The organism is Pseudoalteromonas sp. BSi20439 (assembly GCF_000241165.1).
GTDB lineage: Bacteria > Pseudomonadota > Gammaproteobacteria > Enterobacterales > Alteromonadaceae > Pseudoalteromonas.
In genome coordinates this window covers 1-20147 of the sequence record NZ_BADW01000091.1, presented here as the reverse complement: position 1 = coordinate 20147, position 20147 = coordinate 1, and the positions used below count along the sequence as shown (strand labels likewise).

Annotated in this window: 18 protein-coding genes and 2 pseudogenes; 8 read left to right on the top strand and 12 right to left on the bottom strand. The window is 41.6% G+C overall.

The annotated features are described in order from the left end of the window. The 12 genes and pseudogenes from P20439_RS08315 to P20439_RS08265 all read right to left on the bottom strand — a co-directional run bounded on the left by P20439_RS08315 (position 1) and on the right by P20439_RS08265 (position 11436). Positions 1-551: pseudogene (locus P20439_RS08315) on the bottom strand (cytochrome b). A 498-nt stretch (positions 552-1049) separates the two neighbouring features. Next, positions 1050-1733: a DUF4386 family protein gene (locus P20439_RS08310; RefSeq protein ID WP_008114675.1), complete on the bottom strand. Its 684-nt coding sequence runs from the start codon at positions 1731-1733 to the stop codon at positions 1050-1052. A 129-nt stretch (positions 1734-1862) separates the two neighbouring features. Then, positions 1863-2576: pseudogene (gene kwaB / locus P20439_RS18810) on the bottom strand (anti-phage protein KwaB); the annotation flags it as partial. A 12-nt stretch (positions 2577-2588) separates the two neighbouring features. Next, the gene (locus tag P20439_RS18805; protein WP_008466067.1) at positions 2589-2837 is read right to left on the bottom strand and encodes a hypothetical protein; all 249 of its coding nucleotides are present in this window, start codon (positions 2835-2837) and stop codon (positions 2589-2591) included. Then, the gene (gene kwaA / locus P20439_RS08300) at positions 2834-3421 is read right to left on the bottom strand and encodes an anti-phage protein KwaA (protein WP_008114680.1); all 588 of its coding nucleotides are present in this window, start codon (positions 3419-3421) and stop codon (positions 2834-2836) included. The genes P20439_RS18805 and kwaA overlap by 4 nt, the downstream gene beginning before the upstream one ends. A 362-nt stretch (positions 3422-3783) precedes the next feature. After that, positions 3784-4554 (bottom strand): SDR family oxidoreductase, encoded by a 771-nt coding sequence (locus P20439_RS08295; protein ID WP_008114682.1) that lies wholly within the window; start codon positions 4552-4554, stop codon positions 3784-3786. A 9-nt stretch (positions 4555-4563) separates the two neighbouring features. Then, positions 4564-5463 carry a 3-hydroxyisobutyrate dehydrogenase gene (gene mmsB / locus P20439_RS08290; RefSeq protein ID WP_008114684.1) on the bottom strand — a complete coding sequence of 300 codons (900 nt, stop codon included), beginning with the start codon at positions 5461-5463 and terminating at the stop codon, positions 4564-4566. Positions 5464-5467: 4 nt separating this feature from the next. Next, complete coding sequence (locus tag P20439_RS08285; protein ID WP_008114686.1) at positions 5468-6625, bottom strand: enoyl-CoA hydratase/isomerase family protein; 1158 nt, start codon at positions 6623-6625, stop codon at positions 5468-5470. Beyond that, the gene (locus P20439_RS08280) at positions 6625-7404 is read right to left on the bottom strand and encodes an enoyl-CoA hydratase (RefSeq protein ID WP_008114687.1); all 780 of its coding nucleotides are present in this window, start codon (positions 7402-7404) and stop codon (positions 6625-6627) included. Before P20439_RS08280 ends, P20439_RS08285 begins: the two co-directional genes overlap by 1 nt. Before the next feature lie 10 nt (positions 7405-7414). Further along, positions 7415-8572, bottom strand: a complete 1158-nt coding sequence (locus P20439_RS08275; protein WP_008114688.1) for an acyl-CoA dehydrogenase family protein — start codon at positions 8570-8572, stop codon at positions 7415-7417. Between the two features lie 119 nt (positions 8573-8691). After that, on the bottom strand, positions 8692-10182 hold the full coding sequence (locus tag P20439_RS08270; RefSeq protein ID WP_008466065.1) for a CoA-acylating methylmalonate-semialdehyde dehydrogenase: 1491 nt from the start codon (positions 10180-10182) through the stop codon (positions 8692-8694). Between the two features lie 72 nt (positions 10183-10254). Then, positions 10255-11436 (bottom strand): thiolase family protein, encoded by a 1182-nt coding sequence (locus tag P20439_RS08265; RefSeq protein WP_008114690.1) that lies wholly within the window; start codon positions 11434-11436, stop codon positions 10255-10257. Between the two features lie 329 nt (positions 11437-11765). Here P20439_RS08265 and P20439_RS08260 point away from each other — a divergent pair, with 329 nt between their 5' ends. Genes P20439_RS08260 through P20439_RS08225 form a run of 8 tightly spaced genes read left to right on the top strand, consistent with a single transcriptional unit; the run spans position 11766 to position 20102 of the window. Then, on the top strand, positions 11766-12200 hold the full coding sequence (locus P20439_RS08260; protein ID WP_008114692.1) for a MerR family DNA-binding transcriptional regulator: 435 nt from the start codon (positions 11766-11768) through the stop codon (positions 12198-12200). A gap of 35 nt (positions 12201-12235) precedes the next feature. Further along, positions 12236-13411 (top strand): isovaleryl-CoA dehydrogenase, encoded by a 1176-nt coding sequence (locus tag P20439_RS08255; protein ID WP_008114693.1) that lies wholly within the window; start codon positions 12236-12238, stop codon positions 13409-13411. Positions 13412-13420: 9 nt separating this feature from the next. Then, on the top strand, positions 13421-15028 hold the full coding sequence (locus P20439_RS08250) for a carboxyl transferase domain-containing protein (RefSeq protein ID WP_008114695.1): 1608 nt from the start codon (positions 13421-13423) through the stop codon (positions 15026-15028). A gap of 12 nt (positions 15029-15040) precedes the next feature. Next, positions 15041-15811, top strand: a complete 771-nt coding sequence (locus tag P20439_RS08245) for an enoyl-CoA hydratase/isomerase family protein (protein ID WP_008114697.1) — start codon at positions 15041-15043, stop codon at positions 15809-15811. An 8-nt stretch (positions 15812-15819) separates the two neighbouring features. Beyond that, entirely contained in the window at positions 15820-17802 is a 1983-nt protein-coding gene (locus P20439_RS08240; protein WP_008114699.1) for an acetyl/propionyl/methylcrotonyl-CoA carboxylase subunit alpha, read from the top strand. 1 nt (position 17803) lies between these two features. Then, on the top strand, positions 17804-18703 hold the full coding sequence (locus P20439_RS08235) for a hydroxymethylglutaryl-CoA lyase (RefSeq protein ID WP_008114701.1): 900 nt from the start codon (positions 17804-17806) through the stop codon (positions 18701-18703). Between the two features lie 28 nt (positions 18704-18731). Continuing rightward, on the top strand, positions 18732-19430 hold the full coding sequence (locus P20439_RS08230; protein ID WP_008114703.1) for a CoA transferase subunit A: 699 nt from the start codon (positions 18732-18734) through the stop codon (positions 19428-19430). A 15-nt stretch (positions 19431-19445) separates the two neighbouring features. Next, positions 19446-20102, top strand: a complete 657-nt coding sequence (locus P20439_RS08225) for a 3-oxoacid CoA-transferase subunit B (RefSeq protein WP_008114705.1) — start codon at positions 19446-19448, stop codon at positions 20100-20102. Positions 20103-20147 lie beyond the last annotated feature (45 nt).

The following is a 20147-nucleotide window of genomic DNA, read 5'->3' as shown; positions in this document are numbered from 1 at the left end:
TTATTTAGGCAAACGCATTCGCGATACCGTATTATCAGCCAAAATGTAATGATGAAATAATGCAGCCGCTGCATGTAAGCCTATTACGTAATAACCAACTTCGCCCGCTGTTTCGTGTATTTCTTTAATGGTTTTACCAAGCTCTTTGTTTTCACTTGCCAATGGAGGCAGCTCTAAACCAAAAAATGGCACAGGTTTACCTGCTAAACTCAAAATTAGCCAACCAGCTATAGGCATAGCAAACATAAACACATACAGCGCAATATGAACAAATGTAGCTAATTTATTTTGCCACTTTGCAGGCTCAGGTTGTATAGCAGGTGCTGCGCCACCCACTAAACGCGCAACTACCCTCACACTAACTATAAAGCTAGCACCGATAAACCCAACATAAAGTGCCACATTTTAAAGGCATCACGCGTTTCAGTGCCTTTATCAAATAATTCGCGAAGTTCAATACTACCGTACACAGTCACAATTAAAATAAACATCAACCAATGCAAAGCAACAGAAAGTGTATTGTAATGAGTATCTGTATTTTTAAAATTCATAATACCTCCTAATAAACGCATTAAAGTTAAAAGCTCACTTATGCGTATGAGTACATGTTTACAGGCTAACCTTTAATCACTCACAGTTTAATGATCTGAAACATAAAATGAGTTACTAAGTCAGTTCAATGGTTTAATGATTCTGGAATTTAAGTATTAGTTACAATAACTGAGCAAGCTTAAAATAAACTTAAATAGTAGGCAAAAAAACGACAACCTTAAGTTACGGTTTTAAACAATTAACGTGTTTTAAAAATAATAAACAGCAGCAAATGAAAGAGTATCGAGAACGACGAGTGATTTAGACTAGCCAAAGCTTGAAGAATTGGCTCTTATGATGCCTAAAGTCAAGATTTAACCCATTTGGTTCACCATGCTTGGAACTTCTCGCGCATTTCATCGGTGACGATGCAAGATGAGGCAAGGCAGCCAAAATTGACTAACAGAAGTAGTAAAAAAAGTTAACCGCATTTATCAATTCCTTGTTCGTACAACGCCTCAATCAGCCGACGCGTTAGCGGTCTGCTGGATTGATTTGTTAGCATTTTCCTCGGTTAGTAAACATATACCCAACCAAATAAACCAAACAATTTGTGATACGCCAAATATTTCAGTAAATAGTTTGTCAGGATAAATCGTTGCAATGCCCGCTATGCCTACAAAATATCCGAGATAGTTAAGTGACCGGGGTAATCTGCCCTCTTGTATAGCTGCTACGCTAATCAATAAAACCCAAAGTCCGCCAACTAATTCATTTCCACCACCTATACTTTCTGTTATCACTGAAACGATTATCCACATATCAAGAGCTTTTTCTGGATTTGCATCCATCAGATCGATTGCATGATCAAGCCCGATATTCGAAATCATTCCACTTGCAATCACCAGACCGACCCAAATGCCCCCGAATAGAGATCCAATAGCAATTAAGGGATTAACTTTATGTTTAAGCCTCTCATACATACCAATAACGAGTATGGCCAGAAAAATGCCAAACACCACGTACATTAGAAAATAGATCATTGAAAATAGAAGTTGATTTTCTGCCATGTAAGTCATTTTTTCGACTGGACTACCATCAACCGGATATGACCAAAAAGCCCCAAAATACACAAAGGCTGCTATGTAAATAAGCCCTTGGAAAATTGCTGCGATACCAGCTAGTTTTTGTAGACTCTTCATTTTGCGAAACCCCGTTTGTTGTATTGCTAACGCCTTGCTAAGCAGCAATAAAATAGCTGGCTAAAATAAGCGAGGGACGAGCAAAAGCCAGCTGTTTTTTGTCCGTTTAAGCAACTTGTTAGAGCACCATTACGCTGCATTTTCAGCAGCTTCTTCAATATTATCTTTTGCAACGCTCTCATAGTATTTCTTCGTTAATTCAGATTGTAAAAAATCGTCGTTTAATAGTTTAAGAAATAAGTTTTGAGACTTTTTAGTTTTTAAATCGAATTGCGAGCCATCGGTACTATATTTAAACTTACCTTTTAATGCTGGGTGAGTATTTGTAAAGGATAGTATTTCACGGTTAGGTATTACTGATAAAACAGGTGATTGGCTAGCCGATTTAACTAACTTTCTTGAAAAGGTTATATCATCAAGACGAGATTCAAACACACCACAATCCATTACTAAATCAGATGATTTAATATTCTCTACACCCTGTGTAGCAATGTTTTTAATGGCATCATGGAAACCGAAAAACCTCTCTAATGCTTTTATATCGAGGATATAATATTTACCATTCAATTTAATAAACTGAAACTTAGGATCAATTTTAAGAATATCTTGATCTAGTTTCTGAAACCTATTTGAGCCTCGCATTTTAGTAAGGCTAAAGCCACTATCTTTTTGTAATAATGTTATTGGGTAGTGATGTTTATAAATGGCAAGTTGAACGTCTTGATTACCAATTAGAATAAGCACACCTTCAAGTTGCTTTAATGAGTCATCACTAAATGAGAAAGGATCAAATTTTTCACTTTCAATTATTTTTTTTAAGTTCGAAAGTTCATCTGGGATATCATCTAAATCATATTAGTATAAAGCATTTTTTCGATCATCTGCACTTGATATTGGAATAAATGACAGATCATCATTAAGGAGAATATTACTACTCAATGACTCCGTAAACATTTCTGCCAATTTTGTCTGATCTGCTTCATTAATATCAACAGATTTAACACACATGCCTTCATCGCCATCTAAAAGAAAGAAAAATTCAGCAGAACATCCTTTCGCTGTTATAACCGATGAAATTTCTTCCTTTAAGTTTTCAATAGTCATTCGACTTTCCTCGCAAAATATACTTTGTCATCTAAATCTAGGGTTTTTAATTGATCAAGCTCACTCAACCTGTCTTTTGTTATTACAACAATATTTTCTTTTATACCGGTTCTTGTTTTAATCGTAACTTTGTATAACCTAAATCCTAAAACAGCAAGAGTCGGGTTGGCATAAAACTTATCAGTTTTTACATAAATAATACCGATGACAATTAACAAAAACGCTAAAGCTATCAAATATCTTGTACTTGTCAGGTTAAAGCAGATTAAAGGGATTATATAAGTGGTTAGAAATGTAAGGTGCTCGTAATTCAGATCTTCTATATCTACAATTTCAACAGGTAATTTTTTACTACCTGAAACCCTGTAATCAAAGCGGTAATAAAAAATAACCCCAAATAAAACCAACAGCAAAGAAATAGCAGGAACTATGTTCTTTTTAATAACGTCCCAAAACCCTACGAATTGGCAGTTATCACCAAAGCACATAGGAATATCTACTGTGATCACAATGATTAAGAAAAAAAGAAACCAAAGTGACATTATGTATAATTCGAATTTGTCCCAAATTTCACCAAACTTCATATGTTCATCCATGCTTGATTACTGGTGCTCTAACAGGTTATTGAACACCACTTTGGGGAGTTATAGCACCCCAAAACGGCGTATATTACATTGCTCAATAATTCCACTAAATAACTTCAATGTAAACAAGTTATTACGCAAGTTATAAAATTATCGTTGTTAAAATACACCAAAACGACTTTTAATAATGTTATTAGACAAAACACCACTTACTGTTTATATATACAGCACTCCTTTTTAAGTTAAATATCGTTTATGAAATCTCTGTTTCTAACCATGATTAAATTATAACTCTCCGATTTAAAACAAAAAAGCACAGCTCAAAGAGCTGTGCTTTCAATAAGTAAATTAGAGCTGACAAGTTATAAACGTATGCCGCCGTCTATCTCTACTACACGGCCAGTGAAAAAGTCGTTTTCGATAATATACTGAGCAGTATGGGCTATTTCAGCGGTTTCACCTAACCGTCCTACTGGTGTTACAGCAAGCATGCGCTGTTTGGCTTCTGGCTTCATTACATCGGTCATCGCGGTGCTAATAACACCTGGGGCAATGGCGCCAACGCGGATACCAAAGCGGCCAAGCTCTTTAGCCCATGTAGTGGTGAGTGCCACAACACCCGCTTTTGAGGCGGCATAGTTAGTTTGGCCAATATTACCCGCACGCGCTACGCTCGACATATTTACAATTACGCCGCCTTTGCCTGATTCAATCATGTGGCTTGCCGCTTCGCGCCCTGCTAAAAATACGCCTGTTAGGTTAACGTCAATCACTGATTGAAATTGATCAAGCGACATTTTTTTAACCACTTTGCCGTCTTTGGCTTTTATAAACATGCCATCGCGTAAAATGCCGGCGTTATTAATTAATACCCCAATGTGACCAAAGTCACTGTTAATGGTATTAAATACGTCTTCAACTTCGCTCTCAACGGTTACATTAGCGCTGTAGCCTTTAATAGTGCCTGTTACGCCTGCTAATGCAGATAGTTGCTCGGTTGCTTCATTTAATTGGGCTTGCGCCATATCAATTAAGGCAATATTAGCGCCCATTAAGGCAAACTTTTGCGCCATTGCAAAACCTAAGCCTTGTGCGCCACCGGTAATAACTACGGTATTATTTTTTATTTCCACGATACTTTCCTACTTCGAAAACAATTTAAAAATGGCACTAAAATCATCACTGCCTGCACCTTGGTGCTGCATCATAGTGTATAAATTTTTAGCCATTGAGCCCATTGGCGTCAGTGAATTACTTTGTTGCGCTGCTTCCATAGCAAGGCCTAAGTCTTTAGCCATTAAATCGACCATAAAGCCAGGTTTATAGTCGTTACTAGCTGGTGCGGTTTCCATAACACCTGGGCAGGGGTTATAAAGTTCTAACGTCCAGTTACGACCCGAACTTGCGCTCATTATGTCGCTGAGTACTTTTGCGTCGAGGCCGTTATTAATCCCCATTTGAATAGCTTCACTGGTACCCGCCATTAAAATACTCAACAGCATATTGTTACATATTTTAGCAACTTGCCCTGCACCAATATCACCAGCATGGAATATGTTTTTACCCATATCGACTAATACAGAATTCGCTTTATCGAATGCAGTTTGCTCACCACCAACAATAAAGGTCAGCGTTCCTGCCGTTGCCCCTGCTACACCACCCGATACCGGTGCATCAACAAACGCAATGCCTTGCTCGCCAAGGGCATGGCCTACATCACGAGCCGATTGTGCATCTATGGTTGAACAATCAATCACTAAGGTACTTTTACTCAGTACTTTAATTAAACCCGATTGCTCGTCTGTGCCTAAATAAAGTGATTTAACATGTTTGCTTGCCGGTAGCATGCTAATTAGCACATCAGCCTCGTGCGCACAGTCACTTGCGCTTTGCGCCGCACTAGCCCCATGATTCACAAGATCTTTAACGGCCTCTGCACTTAAGTCAAACACGCGCACACTGTGGCCAGCTTTAACTAAGTTTGCTGCCATTGGGCCGCCCATGTTTCCTAAACCAATAAATCCTATATTAAGTTTACTCATCGCTTTACCCTTGTAAATTTAGTTGTGAAAAGTACGGCTCTAGCGGATGTTGCTCGCCAAAGCGATTTACAAAAAAGCTCTCTACTACTTCGCTTGGCACATTAGCTAAGGTTTTAAACTGCCACTGTGGCGTACCGTCTTTATCGATTAGTAAGGCTCGTACACCTTCTTGAAACTCGCCCACTTCGCCAGCACGAACCGACATACCTAATTCCATTTTAAAACACTCAGCTAAGTTTTTGCCTTTGCTGTGTTTAAGCTGCTCACTCACTAAAGCACAACTTAATGGACAACCATGCGCCAACGATTTTTGTGCACGTTGTAGCCATTTGTCATCTGTGGTTAGATTTAAAATGTAATCGACCTGCTGCTGTAACGTGTCAAACTCGCCTAACTTTTGAATTAGCGATAAGTTTGCTTTTAAATTACCTCTTGGCATACGGCTAGAGTTGTTATCTAACTCAATAAGCAAGTTACTTAGCTTGTCGTGGTTTAAACTTGCTGTTTTACCCCATTTAGTATTGAGTAACGTTTCAACAAGCTCTGGGTATTTATCGGCATTTATAAAGTGATCGGCAAGCGATACAAGCTTAGCGTCTTCACAATTTATAGATGCTGAGGTCAGCCCTAAAAACAAACCAACATGGGCGGGCATTTTATGTAAAAAATAACTGCCACCTACATCAGGGTAAAGCCCAATGGTTTGCTCTGGCATGGCAATGCGTGATGTTTCGGTAACAACACGATGACTGGCACCGGCCATTAAACCTAAACCGCCGCCCATTACAATACCGTTACCCCAGACTAAAATGGGTTTGTTATAGCAATGTATAAGGTAATCGAGTTGATACTCTTGAGTAAAAAACTCTTCAACCAGTGAGCTCGGTTTACCCTCACTCATTGCTTTGTGTAAGCTCACTACATCGCCACCGGCACAAAATGCTTTTTCACCAGCACCTTTAAGAACCACTAATGCAATGTTATCGTCTTTGTCCCATTGCTGTAGTTGTGGCTCAAGTAAGCTGATCATCTCAAAATTTAACGCGTTTAATGACTTCGGCGCGTTAAGCGTAGCAAAACCAATGAGTCGGCCATTGTCTGTGGTTGCCGTTTCGAATACCACGGCAGCATCAGCTGAATTTAAACGGGTTAATTCACTCATTAGCCATTCACCCAATTAGCTTTGCGTTTTTCTAAAAAGGCGTTCACGCCCTCTTGCTGATCTTCGGTATCAAATAAACCAACAAACAGCTCTCGCTCCAGTGGCAATGCATTCGCCATTGGTTGATGACGCCCTTTTTGAATCAATGTTTTACATGCAGCAACCGACGATGGGCTTTGCTCTGCCACTTGGTTAGCTAGTTTTAGTGCTGCTGCAAAGCTTTCACCTTGTGCAACCACTTCTTCCACTAAGCCAATTTGTAGGGCTTTATCGGCTTTTAAGCGCTCACCGCATAAAATCATGCGTTTTGCCCAGCCTTCACCCACTAGCCATGCTAAGTTTTGCGTTCCACCAGCACAGGGTAATAAACCCACTTTTGCTTCAGGCAATGCCATTTGTGCTTGCTCTTCTGCAATACGAATGTCGCAAGCAAGCGCTACTTCAAGCCCGCCACCCATTGCATAGCCATTAATGGCTGCAACCGACACGCCTCTAAAATTAGTTAACGCTTCAAACGCTTCACCAAATACACATGACATATCTGCAGCTACACCTTTATCGCCACCTGCAAATACATTTAGGTCGGCACCGGCGCTAAAAAACTTTTCGCCTTCACCAGTCAGTACTAATGCATAAATATTTTTATTGGTGTTGAGCTGATTAACTGTGTCTTTAAGCGCTACTAAGGTGTCTTTCGTCCAGGTATTCGCTGGCGGATTCGACATAGTTAAAATAGCTACATGGCCTTCAATAGTTAACTCAATGCTAGGATTTGACATACTAATCTCCTTATAAAACTTCGCTGGCTGATTCGGCTAAGATACGACGCGCAATAATCACGCGCATAATTTCGTTAGTGCCTTCTAAAATTTGATGAACACGTACATCGCGTACGTGGCGTTCAAGTGGGTACTCTTTAATGTAACCGTAGCCCCCATGAATTTGCAGCGCATCGTTACACACAGTAAAACCAACATCGGTTGCAAAGCGTTTAGCCATAGCACAATAAGTAGTTTTTTCACTGTCGTTAGTATCAAGTTTAAACGCCGCGAGTCGTACCATTTGGCGCGCTGCTACAAGCTCGGTATTCATATCGGCAATTTTAAATTGTAGCGCTTGAAACGCAGCCAATGGCTTACCAAATTGGGTACGCTCTTTTAAATACTCACGTGCGGTATTAAGTGCAGCTTGTGCAGTACCAATAGAGCAAGTTGCAATATTAATACGGCCGCCATCTAAACCTTGCATGGCAAACTTAAAGCCTTCGCCCTCAGCGCCTAACAAGTTTGCTGCTGGAATTCGTACATCTTCAAAACTGATTAAGCGTGTTGGCTGGGCATTCCAACCCATTTTTTCTTCTGCTTTGCCGTACTCAATACCTTTGGCATCTGCTGGTACAACAAACGCTGAAATGCCACTTGGGCCATCAGCCCCAGTACGAGCCATTACTACTAAAATTTCTGTTTCACCGGCGCCTGAAATAAACATTTTTGAGCCGTTAATAACATACTCATCACCATCACGAACTGCTTTAGTTTTTAATGACGCAGCATCAGAGCCAGAGCCTGGCTCAGTTAAACAGTACGATGCCAGTAATTCACCCATTACCAATTGCTCAACGTATTTGTCTTTTACCGCATCGGTGCCAAAGCTTGCGATCATCCAGGTTGCCATATTATGAATGGTCAGCATAGCCGTAGTTGCTGTACAACCCAGTGCAAGTTGCTCAAAAATAATGCTTGAATCTAAACGAGATAAACCTAAGCCACCGGCTTCTTCAGGCGTGTATAAGCCACAAAAACCAAGCTCACCAGCGGCTTTTATTGTGTCTTTTGGGAAAATATGTTCGCGATCCCACTTAGCTGCATGTGGTGCTAGTTCAGATTCTGCGAATTGGCGCGCCGTTTGCGCAAAAGCTTGTTGATCTTCAGATAAGTTAAAGTCCATGGTAGACCTCTTGTTGTGTTTTGTTTGTTGTCGGTGCATCCCATCAAGGGAGTTATTAGTGAGGAGCGACAACATTATGTGTTGTGCCCCTCTTTTTTATTGATTATGCGGTTAAACTGTTACTTAAGATTAATACTCATATTTGGACCTGAAGCGATATCATCTTCAAACCAGCGAGAAGTAATGGTTTTGGTTTCTGTGTAAAAACGAATACCTTGTTTACCATACGTGTGTGTATCGCCGTAGAATGAGCCTTTCCAACCCGTAAACGAGAAAAATGGTAAAGGCACAGGAATTGGCACATTAATACCCACTTGGCCTACTTCAATTTCGTGTTGGAATTTACGTGCAGCCGCACCACTTGAGGTAAATAATGAAGTACCGTTGCCGTAAGGGCTTTCGTTAATAAGCGCAATGGCTTCTTCAAGGGTATCAACAAACATACACGCCAATACAGGGCCAAAAATCTCTTCTTTGTACAAGTTCATATCTTTGGTTACATCAGTAAATAACGTAGGACCTACCCAGTTACCTTGCTCGTAACCTTCAACGGTAAAATCAGAGCCATCAATTAAACAGGTAGCTCCTTGTGCTTTACCATCAGCAATCAGTGATAAAATACGTGCTTTTGCAGCAGGTGATGTTTGTGGGCCATAAGCCGCGTCTGCATCATCCCAAACACCTGGGCGTACACCTTCAAAGCCTGCTTTAATTTCATCAACCCAGTCTTTTGCTTGACCAACAAATACCGCCACAGAGATACCCATACAGCGCTGACCTGCCGCACCTACAGAGGCACCCACAAGGTTATTAACAACATGCGATTTACTCGCATCAGGCATAATTACCATGTGGTTTTTAGCGCCAACACACGCTTGAACACGTTTTAAGTTTTGTGTGCCTTTAGAGTAAATGTATGCACCTACACCACATGAACCCACAAATGAGATAGCACGTACGGCTTTGTCTTCTAATAAGCGGTCTACTTGTGGTTTAGTACCGTGCACAACTTGTAACACACCTTTTGGTGCACCAGCTTCAATAAATAGCTCAGCTAAGCGCATAGGAGTAAGCGGATCTTGCTCAGACGGTTTTAAAATAAAGGTGTTACCACACACAATTGCCAGTGGGAACATCCACAATGGGATCATTGCCGGAAAGTTAAATGGCGTAATACCTGCACACACACCCAGTGGTTGCATGTAAGAATACGTATCAATTTTGCGTGCTACGTTTTCCATGGTTTCACCCATCATTAACGACGGCGCATTAGCAGCTTGTTCAACTACCTCAATACCACGCCACACATCACCTTTTGCATCTTCAAACGTTTTGCCTAGCTCATGACAAATAATAGTGGCTAGTTCATCATGGTTTTCTTTTAATAGCGCCGCGTATTTCATCATAATGCGCGCACGCTCTGTAATAGGCACATCTTTCCATGTTTTAAATGTTTCGCTTGCTGATGCAATCGCCGCATCCATCTCTGCGTCTGTAGCGCATGGCGCTTGCGCGAGCACTTCTTGATTAGCTGGGTTTACAACATCAATTAATTCATTTGACGTTGACTGAACGAACTCGCCGTTAATTAGTAAAGGTACTTGGTGCATAATAAATCCTATTGAGTCAATTTAATTGCCGCAGCGCTGTGATTGTTATAGTTGCTGCGGCTTTGTTATCAGTTAAAGTGCTTCGACTGCCATAGCAACGGCTTCACCGCCACCTATACACAAAGACGCAACGCCTTTTTTGAGGCCTCGGTTTTTAAGCGCATGAATAAGTGTTACTAAAATACGTGCGCCACTAGCACCAATTGGGTGGCCTAGTGCACACGCACCACCATTAACGTTTACTTTGCTTTCATCGAGCTTTAATTCGTTAATAGCCAGCATAGTGACCATGGCAAACGCTTCATTAATTTCCCATAAATCAACATCGGCGGTTGTCCAGCCAGCTTTTTCAAGAACGCTGTTCATTGCGCCCACTGGAGCTACGGTAAATTCACTTGGTTTTTGAGAGTGAGTACTGTGAGCAACAATTCTACAAAGTGGCGTTAAACCCTCAGCTTTTGCTTTTGATTCGCTCATTAGTATTAGCGCAGCACCACCATCTGAAATAGACGATGAATTAGCGGCAGTAATAGTGCCGTCTTTTTTAAATGCAGCTCTTAAGCTTGGAATTTTTTCAGGGCGTGCGTTGCCAGGTTGCTCATCAATTGAAACAGTGACATCGCCTTTACGCGTTTTAATAGTGTGCGGAGTGATCTCGTTATCAAACCACCCATTCTCTATGGCTGCGTTTGCTTTACTTAATGAACCCAGTGCAAACGTATCCATTTGCTCACGACCAATACCATATTCATCGGCTGTGTCTTGAGCAAAGCAACCCATTGCTTTATTGTCGTAGGCGTCTTCTAGGCCATCACTCATCATGTGATCTTTGATTTCGCCATGGCCCATACGCATACCGCCACGGGCTTTAGGAATAAAGTAAGGTGCATTGGTCATGCTTTCCATACCACCAGCGATTGCTGATTCAATAGAACCTGCTTTAATAAGGTCATTCGCTAACATCGCGGCTTTTAATCCAGAGCCACATACTTTATTAATAGTGGTAGCGCCGGTGCTTAGTGCAAGCCCCGCTTTAAGCATTGCTTGACGCGAAGGTGCTTGGCCTAAACCGGCTGGCAATACGCAGCCCATAATTACTTCATCAATTGCATCATTGCTTAAACCCGTTTGAGCAAGTGCACCTGCAATGGCCGTAGCACCTAATTCGGTAGACTGCGCATCACTTAGTGCGCCCATAAATCCACCCATTGGGGTGCGTTTTGCTGCTACAATTACAACGCTTTCGAAAGACATAAAAGGCTCCATTTTCAATTAACGCAAACATGTTTTATTATGTTTAGCTTAATGTTTAAACTAATCTGATAAATACGAGCATACATAAAATTTACGTTTACGCCAACGTAAATCTAAAATCAACTTTCTAATTAGTGTAAAAACTGTAAAGTTAGCTTGCTAAAAAATTATTACATACTGTCTAACTGGCTTATAACGTTTATAAACACTCAACTTCTGCTGTATTTCCGCTTTTATTTTATACGTCTAAAGTATAACAACCAGATCGCACTTTACCTTTACGTAAACTTCACTTATATTGGAGTTATTCGAATGAGGTAAACATTACAATGAAATCAGATAATCAAACAAACTTTGCAAATTCAGCCAACGAGCCGGCTAAAAACGAACAAACTTTTAGCATTAGTGAATTGGCTAAAGAATTTGATATTACCACCCGCTCTATCCGTTTCTACGAAGACCAAGGGTTAATATCGCCAGAGCGCAATGGCCAAACACGTATTTACTCAAAGCGCGACAAGGTTCGCCTAAAGCTAATACTGCGCGGCAAGCGTTTAGGTTTCACCTTAGCTGAAACTGGTCGTTTGTTTGAACTGTACGATGCTGATAAATCAAGTGCAAAACAGTTAGTCACCATGCTTGACCTTATCAGTGAGAAAAAAGCCGATCTTTCACAACAGATGGATGACATTAAAGTGGTTCTTATGGAACTGGTCACCGCTGAACGTCGCTGTCGCGACACGCTTAGCAAAATAGATGAATAAAATATAACAACGTCATCAACACACAGGAATTAATCATGAGCACTATTTCACTATATAAAGAAATGAACTTTGGCCTTGGCGAAACTGCAGATATGATCCGCAGTCACGTAAACAGCTTTGCCAGTCAAGAAATTGCCCCACTAGCTGAAAAAACTGACCTTGATAATGCGTTCCCCAATGAACTTTGGCCGCAAATGGGTGAAATGGGCGTGCTTGGCATGACCGTGGATGAAGAATTTGGTGGTGCTGGCTTAGGCTATTTAGAGCACGTTATTGCCATGGAAGAAATTAGCCGTGCAAGTGCCTCTATTGGTTTAAGTTACGGTGCGCATTCAAACCTGTGTGTTAATCAAATAAACCGTAATGGTTCACAAGCACAAAAAGAAAAATACTTACCTAAACTTATTAGTGGTGAGCACATTGGTGCACTGGCGATGAGTGAACCTAACGCGGGCTCTGATGTTGTTTCTATGAAACTTAAAGCAGAGAAAAAAGGCGATAAGTACATTTTAAATGGTAATAAAATGTGGATCACTAATGGCCCTGACGCAGATACGTTGGTAATTTATGCAAAAACAGATTTAAACGCTGGTGCTAAAGGGATTACAGCCTTTATTGTAGAAAAAACATTCCCTGGTTTTTCAACCGCACAAAAGCTCGACAAGCTCGGCATGCGTGGTTCAAATACCTGTGAATTGGTATTTGAAAACTGTGAAGTACCCGAAGAAAATATTTTAGGTAACTTAAACGAAGGCGTTAAGGTACTTATGAGTGGCCTTGATTATGAGCGTGTTGTTTTAGCGGCCGGCCCACTTGGCATAATGCAAGCGTGTATGGATATTGTGGTGCCTTACATCCATGAGCGTAAGCAATTTGACAGCCCTATTGGTCAATTTCAGTTAATACAAGGCAAAATTGCTGATATGTATACACAAATGAATGCAGCTCGCTCATATGTGTACACAGTAGCAAAAGCATGTGATCGCGGCGAAACCACCCGTAAAGACGCTGCTGGCGCAATTTTATACGCTGCTGAGCTTGCAACTAAAATGGCATTAGACGCAATTCAGATTTTAGGCGGCAATGGTTATATAAATGAATACGCAACAGGTCGTTTACTGCGTGATGCGAAATTGTATGAAATTGGTGCAGGCACCTCAGAAATACGCCGTATGTTAATTGGTCGCGAATTATTCACTGAAAGCCGCTAAGGATTAGTTATGACGATTTTAAAATCGAGCGTTAATCCGCATGATCCAAATTTTGTGCAAAATCACAACAACATGTCGGCGCTAGTGGATGATTTACGCAGTAAAGCAGCAACAATACGTTTAGGCGGTGGTGCTGCTTTAAAAGAGCGCCATGAAGGCCGCGGTAAATTGTTTGTCCGTGACCGTATTACCACTTTGCTAGATGAAGGCTCGCCATTTTTAGAAATATCGCAATTTGCTGCCTTTGGCGTTTATGAACAAGATATTCCTTGTGCCGGTGTGGTTGCAGGTATTGGTCGCGTTAAAGGCGTTGAATGTATGGTGATTGCTAATGATGCGACAGTAAAAGGCGGCACCTATTTCCCGCTGACTGTTAAAAAGCATTTACGCGCACAAGACATCGCCGAACGTTGTCATTTACCGTGTATTTATTTAGTTGACTCAGGTGGCGCAAACTTACCTGAGCAAGACGACGTATTCCCTGACAAACTGCATTTTGGTCGTATTTTTTATAACCAAGCGCGTATGTCGGGTAAAGGCATTCCACAAATTGCTGTGGTTATGGGGTTATGTACTGCAGGTGGTGCGTATGTTCCTGCTATGGCCGATGAAAGTATTATTGTAAAAGAGCAAGGCACTATCTTTTTAGCTGGTCCGCCACTAGTAAAAGCTGCCACCGGTGAAGTAGTTACTGCAGAAGAGCTTGGTGGCGCCGATGTACACTGTAAAACATCAGGTGTGGCCGATCATTACGCTGAAAACGATGCTCATGCCTTGTCGATTGCTCGCCAGTGTATTGAACGAATTAACTATTCGCGCCCTACCTCACCATTACTCGAAGAAGTAAAAGCCCCTCGTTATGATATTAACGAACTTTACGGCATTGTCGGTACTGATCTTAAAAAGCCATTTGATATCCGTGAGGTCATTGCCCGTACTGTCGATGACTCATCGTTTGATGAATTTAAACGCTACTTTGGTGAAACACTGGTAACAGGTTTTGCCAGCATTTATGGTCATCCCGTAGGCATAGTGGCCAACAACGGTATTTTATTTAGTGAGTCAGCGCAAAAAGGCGCACACTTTATTCAACTGTGTGCTCAGCGCAACATTCCCCTGGTATTTTTACAAAACATCACTGGCTTTATGGTCGGTAAAAAATACGAGTCTGAAGGCATTGCTAAGCACGGGGCTAAAATGGTAATGGCGGTATCGTGTGCCGATGTACCCAAATTTACTATTTTAATCGGTGGCTCATACGGTGCAGGTAACTATGGTATGTGTGGCCGAGCGTTTGAACCGACCATGATGTGGATGTGGCCAAATGCCCGTATTTCGGTTATGGGTGGCGAACAAGCCGCTGGTGTAATGGCGCAAGTAAAACAAGATGGTCTAGCCCGCAAAGGCGAAAGCATGAGCGAGCAACAAATTAGCGATTTTAAAAAGCCAATCATCGATCAATACGAACAGCAAGGTCACCCTTATTATGCCAGTGCCCGTTTATGGGATGATGGCATTATTGACCCGGCCGATACACGCAATGTTCTTGGGCTTGCACTTAGCGCAGCTAAAAATGCCCCTGAGCGTGAATCGAAATTTGGCGTATTTAGAATGTAATGGGAGCTTAAAATGTCAGTAACACTACAAATAACAAAATCTAATGTGGCTGTACTTGTTTTAAGTCGCCCAGAAAAACGTAATGCCTTTAATAGCGACGTTATCCATGAGCTCATTCAATGTATTGAACATGCTAATACCCTCGATATTCGTGCCCTTGTATTAAAAACTGAGGGTAAACACTTTTCAGCCGGTGCCGATTTAGCCTGGATGAAATCGATGGCAGATAACAACTATAACGATAATTTGGCCGATTCAATGCAGCTGGCTAAGTTAATGCAAGTATTAGCACAAAGCCCACACCCTACAATTTGTGCGGTACAAGGCGCAGCATTTGGTGGCGCATTGGGATTAATTGCTTGCTGTGATATTGCGCTCAGTAAAGACGACGCTCAATTTTGTTTAAGTGAAGTTAAATTAGGTTTAATTCCTGCTGTGATCAGCCCTTATGTAATAAAAGCTATTGGTGAACGCGCTGCTCGTCGTTATTTTTTAACGGCTGAAGTATTTGATGCGCATACGGCCAAGCAGTTGGGGCTAATTCATCAAATTACGGGAAATTTAGACTGTGCACTGGATAACCTACTACAAACGCTGATAGATAATGGCCCGGTAGCGGTTAAAGCAGCTAAAGCGCTTATTAATGATGTGGCAAACAAAGAAATCGATAACGAAATAATTGCGCTCACTGCAGAACGTATAGCCAAAATTCGTGTATCAGACGAAGGTCAAGAAGGTCTAACTGCCTTTTTTGAAAAACGCCCTCCCCAATGGCAACTCTAGGACGCATTATGAACACAGTACACTTACAAAAAATTCTGATTGCTAATCGCGGAGAGATTGCTTGTCGTATTATGCGAACAGCAAAGCAAATGGGCTTGACCACGGTTGCGGTTTATTCAGATGCAGATAAAAACGCTCAACATGTAAAAATGGCTGATGAAGCCTATCATATTGGTGCAGCGCCGAGTAAAGACTCATACCTAGTTGCAGATAAAATACTTAACGTTGCCAAAATGAGTGGTGCTGATTGTATTCACCCGGGCTATGGATTTTTATCTGAAAACAGCGAATTTGCAAATGTTTGTGAAGCTAATAACATTGCCTTTATTGGGCCACCAGCAAGCAGCATAGAAGCTATGGGCTCTAAAACCCGTGCAAAAGAAATTATGGCAGCCGCTAATGTTCCTTTGGTGCCAGGTTATTATGGCGATAAACAAGACCCTAGCTTTTTACAAGCTGAGGCTGAAAAAATTGGCTACCCTGTGCTTATCAAAGCGGCCTTTGGTGGCGGTGGTAAGGGCATGCGTATAGTTTCAAAAGCCAGTGAGTTTATAAGCGCATTAGAAGGTGCTAAACGTGAAGCTACTGCCGGTTTTGGTAATGATCTGGTTTTGCTTGAGCGTTATGTTGACCAACCACGCCATGTTGAAGTACAAGTATTTGCTGATAACTATGGCAACTGTGTGTATTTAGGTGATCGTGATTGTTCATTGCAGCGTCGGCATCAAAAAGTGATTGAAGAAGCGCCTGCCCCCGGTTTATCAGACTCATTGCGAAAAGAAATGGGCGAAGCCGCGGTAAGATGTGCCCTAGCAATTAACTACCGAGGCGCTGGCACTGTGGAATTTTTACTCTGTGGTGATGAGTTCTTTTTCATGGAAATGAATACTCGCTTGCAAGTAGAGCACCCAGTGAGTGAAATGGTCACAGGCGTTGATTTAGTTAATTGGCAAATTAATGTAGCCAGTGGTTTAGCGTTACCTTTAGCGCAAGCAGATATTCAGCTACAAGGACACAGTTTTGAAGCACGTATTTACGCTGAAGATCCAAGTAATGACTTTATTCCGTGCTCTGGCACTATTGAGGCACTATATACGCCCGCTAACAGTGAATATGTACGTATTGATACTGGTATTGCCCAAGGTGATGAAATAAGCCCGTATTACGATCCAATGATTGCCAAACTTATTGTTCATGATGATAACCGAGACCAAGCACTTTCGCGTTTACAACAAGCATTAACACAATTTCATTTAGCCGGATTTAGCACTAATATCAGCTTTTTATATAATTTAGCGATTCATCCACGCTTTAAACAAGGTGCTCCAAGCACCCACTTTATTGCAGAGCAAGGTGAAGCGTTAGTTACTATTGACCCGTCTTTATTACAAACTAGCCGCTTAATTGCAGGTTTTGCGTATTTAGCATCACTTGGCTGTAACACACGTAGTGCAAATCCTTGGCAACAATTGCATGGGTTTAGTTTAAATGCGCCGCAACACATTAGCATTCCATTTAGCGATACGCCTGTAAGCGCAATAAAAACCGCGCAAGGCTACAGCATGTCCATTAATGACAATACCTTTGAAGTACAAGGTGAGTTAGCTGATGGTTACTGCAGCGTATTTATTAATGGTGCCAAGCACACCGCGCATGTAAGCCTCGTTGATAACGCCATTACGGTAATGAACCAAGCACTGCAAACTAAGTTTGAATGTGTTGATAAACATTTCATCAGCTCACATGAAAATGAGGCATTACCCCTTGCTGCGCCGCTTAATGGTACTGTAGTTAAACACTTGTTAGAGGTGGGAAGTACCATCACTAAAGGCGATGCTGTGGTTATTATTGAAGCGATGAAAATGGAATACACACTTAATGCCCCACATGATGGCGTACTTAAAAGCTACTGCTTTGCTGAAGGTGAACTGGTAAGCCATGGCGCATTACTGGCCATTGTTGAGGACACAACTGCAGAGGAACCCGCTTAATATGAGTTCATTATTACCTAAAGCAGTGCGAATTGTTGAAGTGGGCGCCAGAGATGGACTTCAAAATGAAGCCGCTGTAGAAACTGCTGATAAAATAACGCTTATTAACGCACTCGCCGCTGCAGGCATAAAAGACATAGAAGCCGGTGCGTTTGTCTCACCTAAATGGGTGCCACAAATGGCAGACTCTAGTGAAGTAATCAGCGCACTTAATTTACCTGAGGTTAATCTCAGTGCCCTTACCCCTAATTTAAAAGGGGCAGAGGCAGCAGATGCTGTAGGTATTAAAGAATTTGCAATATTTACCGCAGCGAGCGAAGCATTTTGCCAAAAAAATATTAATTGCTCTATTGAGCAAAGTTTGGCGCGTTTTAGTGAAGTTATGGCTTTTGCAAAGGCGCATAACATTCGCGTACGCGGTTATGTAAGTTGTGTGTTAGGTTGCCCGTATGAGGGAGATGTTGACCCTCATACTGTACTGGCTGTTGCTGCTAAACTCTTAAAAATGGGCTGTTATGAAATTAGCCTAGGTGACACCATAGGTGTTGGCACACCCGCTAAAGTAATAGAGCTACTTACATTGCTACTTAAACATATTGATAAATCTAAACTTGCTGTACATTTTCACGACACATACGGGCAAGCGCTCACAAATATTTACGCTGCGCTAAACCTTGGTATAGCAACGGTTGACAGTGCTGTTGCCGGCCTTGGTGGCTGCCCATATGCCAAAGGCGCGTCAGGAAATGTTGCCACCGAAGATGTTGTATACTTACTGCAAGGACTTGGCATTGAGCATGGAATTGATTTACAAAGGCTTGCTGAGGCAGGTTGGCAAATTACGAGTGCACTGAACAAACAACCTGCTAGCAAGGTTTCTGCAGCATTACACGCACAATAATTAAATAGCACAGAATGAGGAGTGACTCATGGCCGGTTTTGATAAAGTAGTTTCTAGTTATGAAGCTGCAATGGAAGGTTTAAAAGACGGCGATACAATAATAGCCGGTGGTTTTGGCTTATGTGGTATCCCTGAGGGTCTAATTGCCCAAATTAAAAAAATGCAAACTAAAGAGTTAACCGTTGTTTCCAATAACTGTGGTGTTGATGACTTTGGTTTAGGGCTGTTACTGCACGACAAGCAAATTAAAAAAGTGGTCGCCTCATACGTTGGCGAAAATGCCTTGTTTGAACAGCAGCTACTAAGTGGCGAGATTGATGTAGAACTTACGCCACAAGGTACTCTTGCTGAAAAAATGCGTGCTGGTGGTGCAGGAATACCTGCTTTTTACACAGCCACAGGTTACGGCACACCGGTTGCTGAGGGTAAAGAAGTAAAAGAGTTTAATGGTCGCCCTTATATTTTAGAAGAGTCAATTACCGGTGAATTCGCTATTGTAAAAGCATGGAAAGCGGATCGCTACGGCAACTTAGTATTTCGTCATACAGCCATGAACTTCAATCCAATGGCGGCTACTGCGGGTAAAATTACCGTTGCAGAAGTAGAGGAAATTGTTGAGCCAGGCGAACTTGAGCCAAGCCAAATACATACGCCAGGAATTTTTGTTAACCGCGTTATAAAAGGTAACTTTGAAAAACGCATTGAACGTGTTACCACACGAGATTAAGCAGGAGCACTAACAATGGCATTATCACGTGAACAAGTCGCAATGCGCGTAGCTCAAGAGTTACAAGATGGGTTTTATGTTAATTTGGGCATTGGTATTCCGACACTCGTCGCAAACTATGTACCCGATGGCATAGAAGTTATGCTACAGTCCGAAAATGGTCTTTTAGGCATGGGCGAATACCCTACTAAAGCCACTGTTGATGCGGATATGATCAACGCGGGTAAAGAAACCGTGACGGCAGCTACCGGTGCAGCTATATTTAATAGTGCAGATAGTTTTGCCATGATACGGGGTGGTCATGTAGACTTAACCGTTCTGGGCGCGTTTGAGGTAGACCAAAACGGTTCTATAGCCTCATGGATGATCCCTAAAAAATTAATTAAAGGCATGGGCGGAGCGATGGATTTAGTCGCAGGTGCAAAAAACATTATTGTTACCATGACCCATGCCAGTAAACACGGCGACTCTAAGTTATTAGAAAGCTGTACGTTACCGCTAACGGGCGTTAACTGTGTTAAAAAAATAGTTACTGATTTAGCCGTTCTAGAAGTAAAAGACGGCGCATTTCATTTACTAGAACGCGCACCAGGCGTATCAGTTGATGAAATTATTAGCAAAACGGCAGGTAAATTGCTAGTTAATGGTGATATTCCTGAGATGGTGTTTTAAACCACTCATAATTTCACTCTGTACCGACCTCATTCCCAGTGCCAA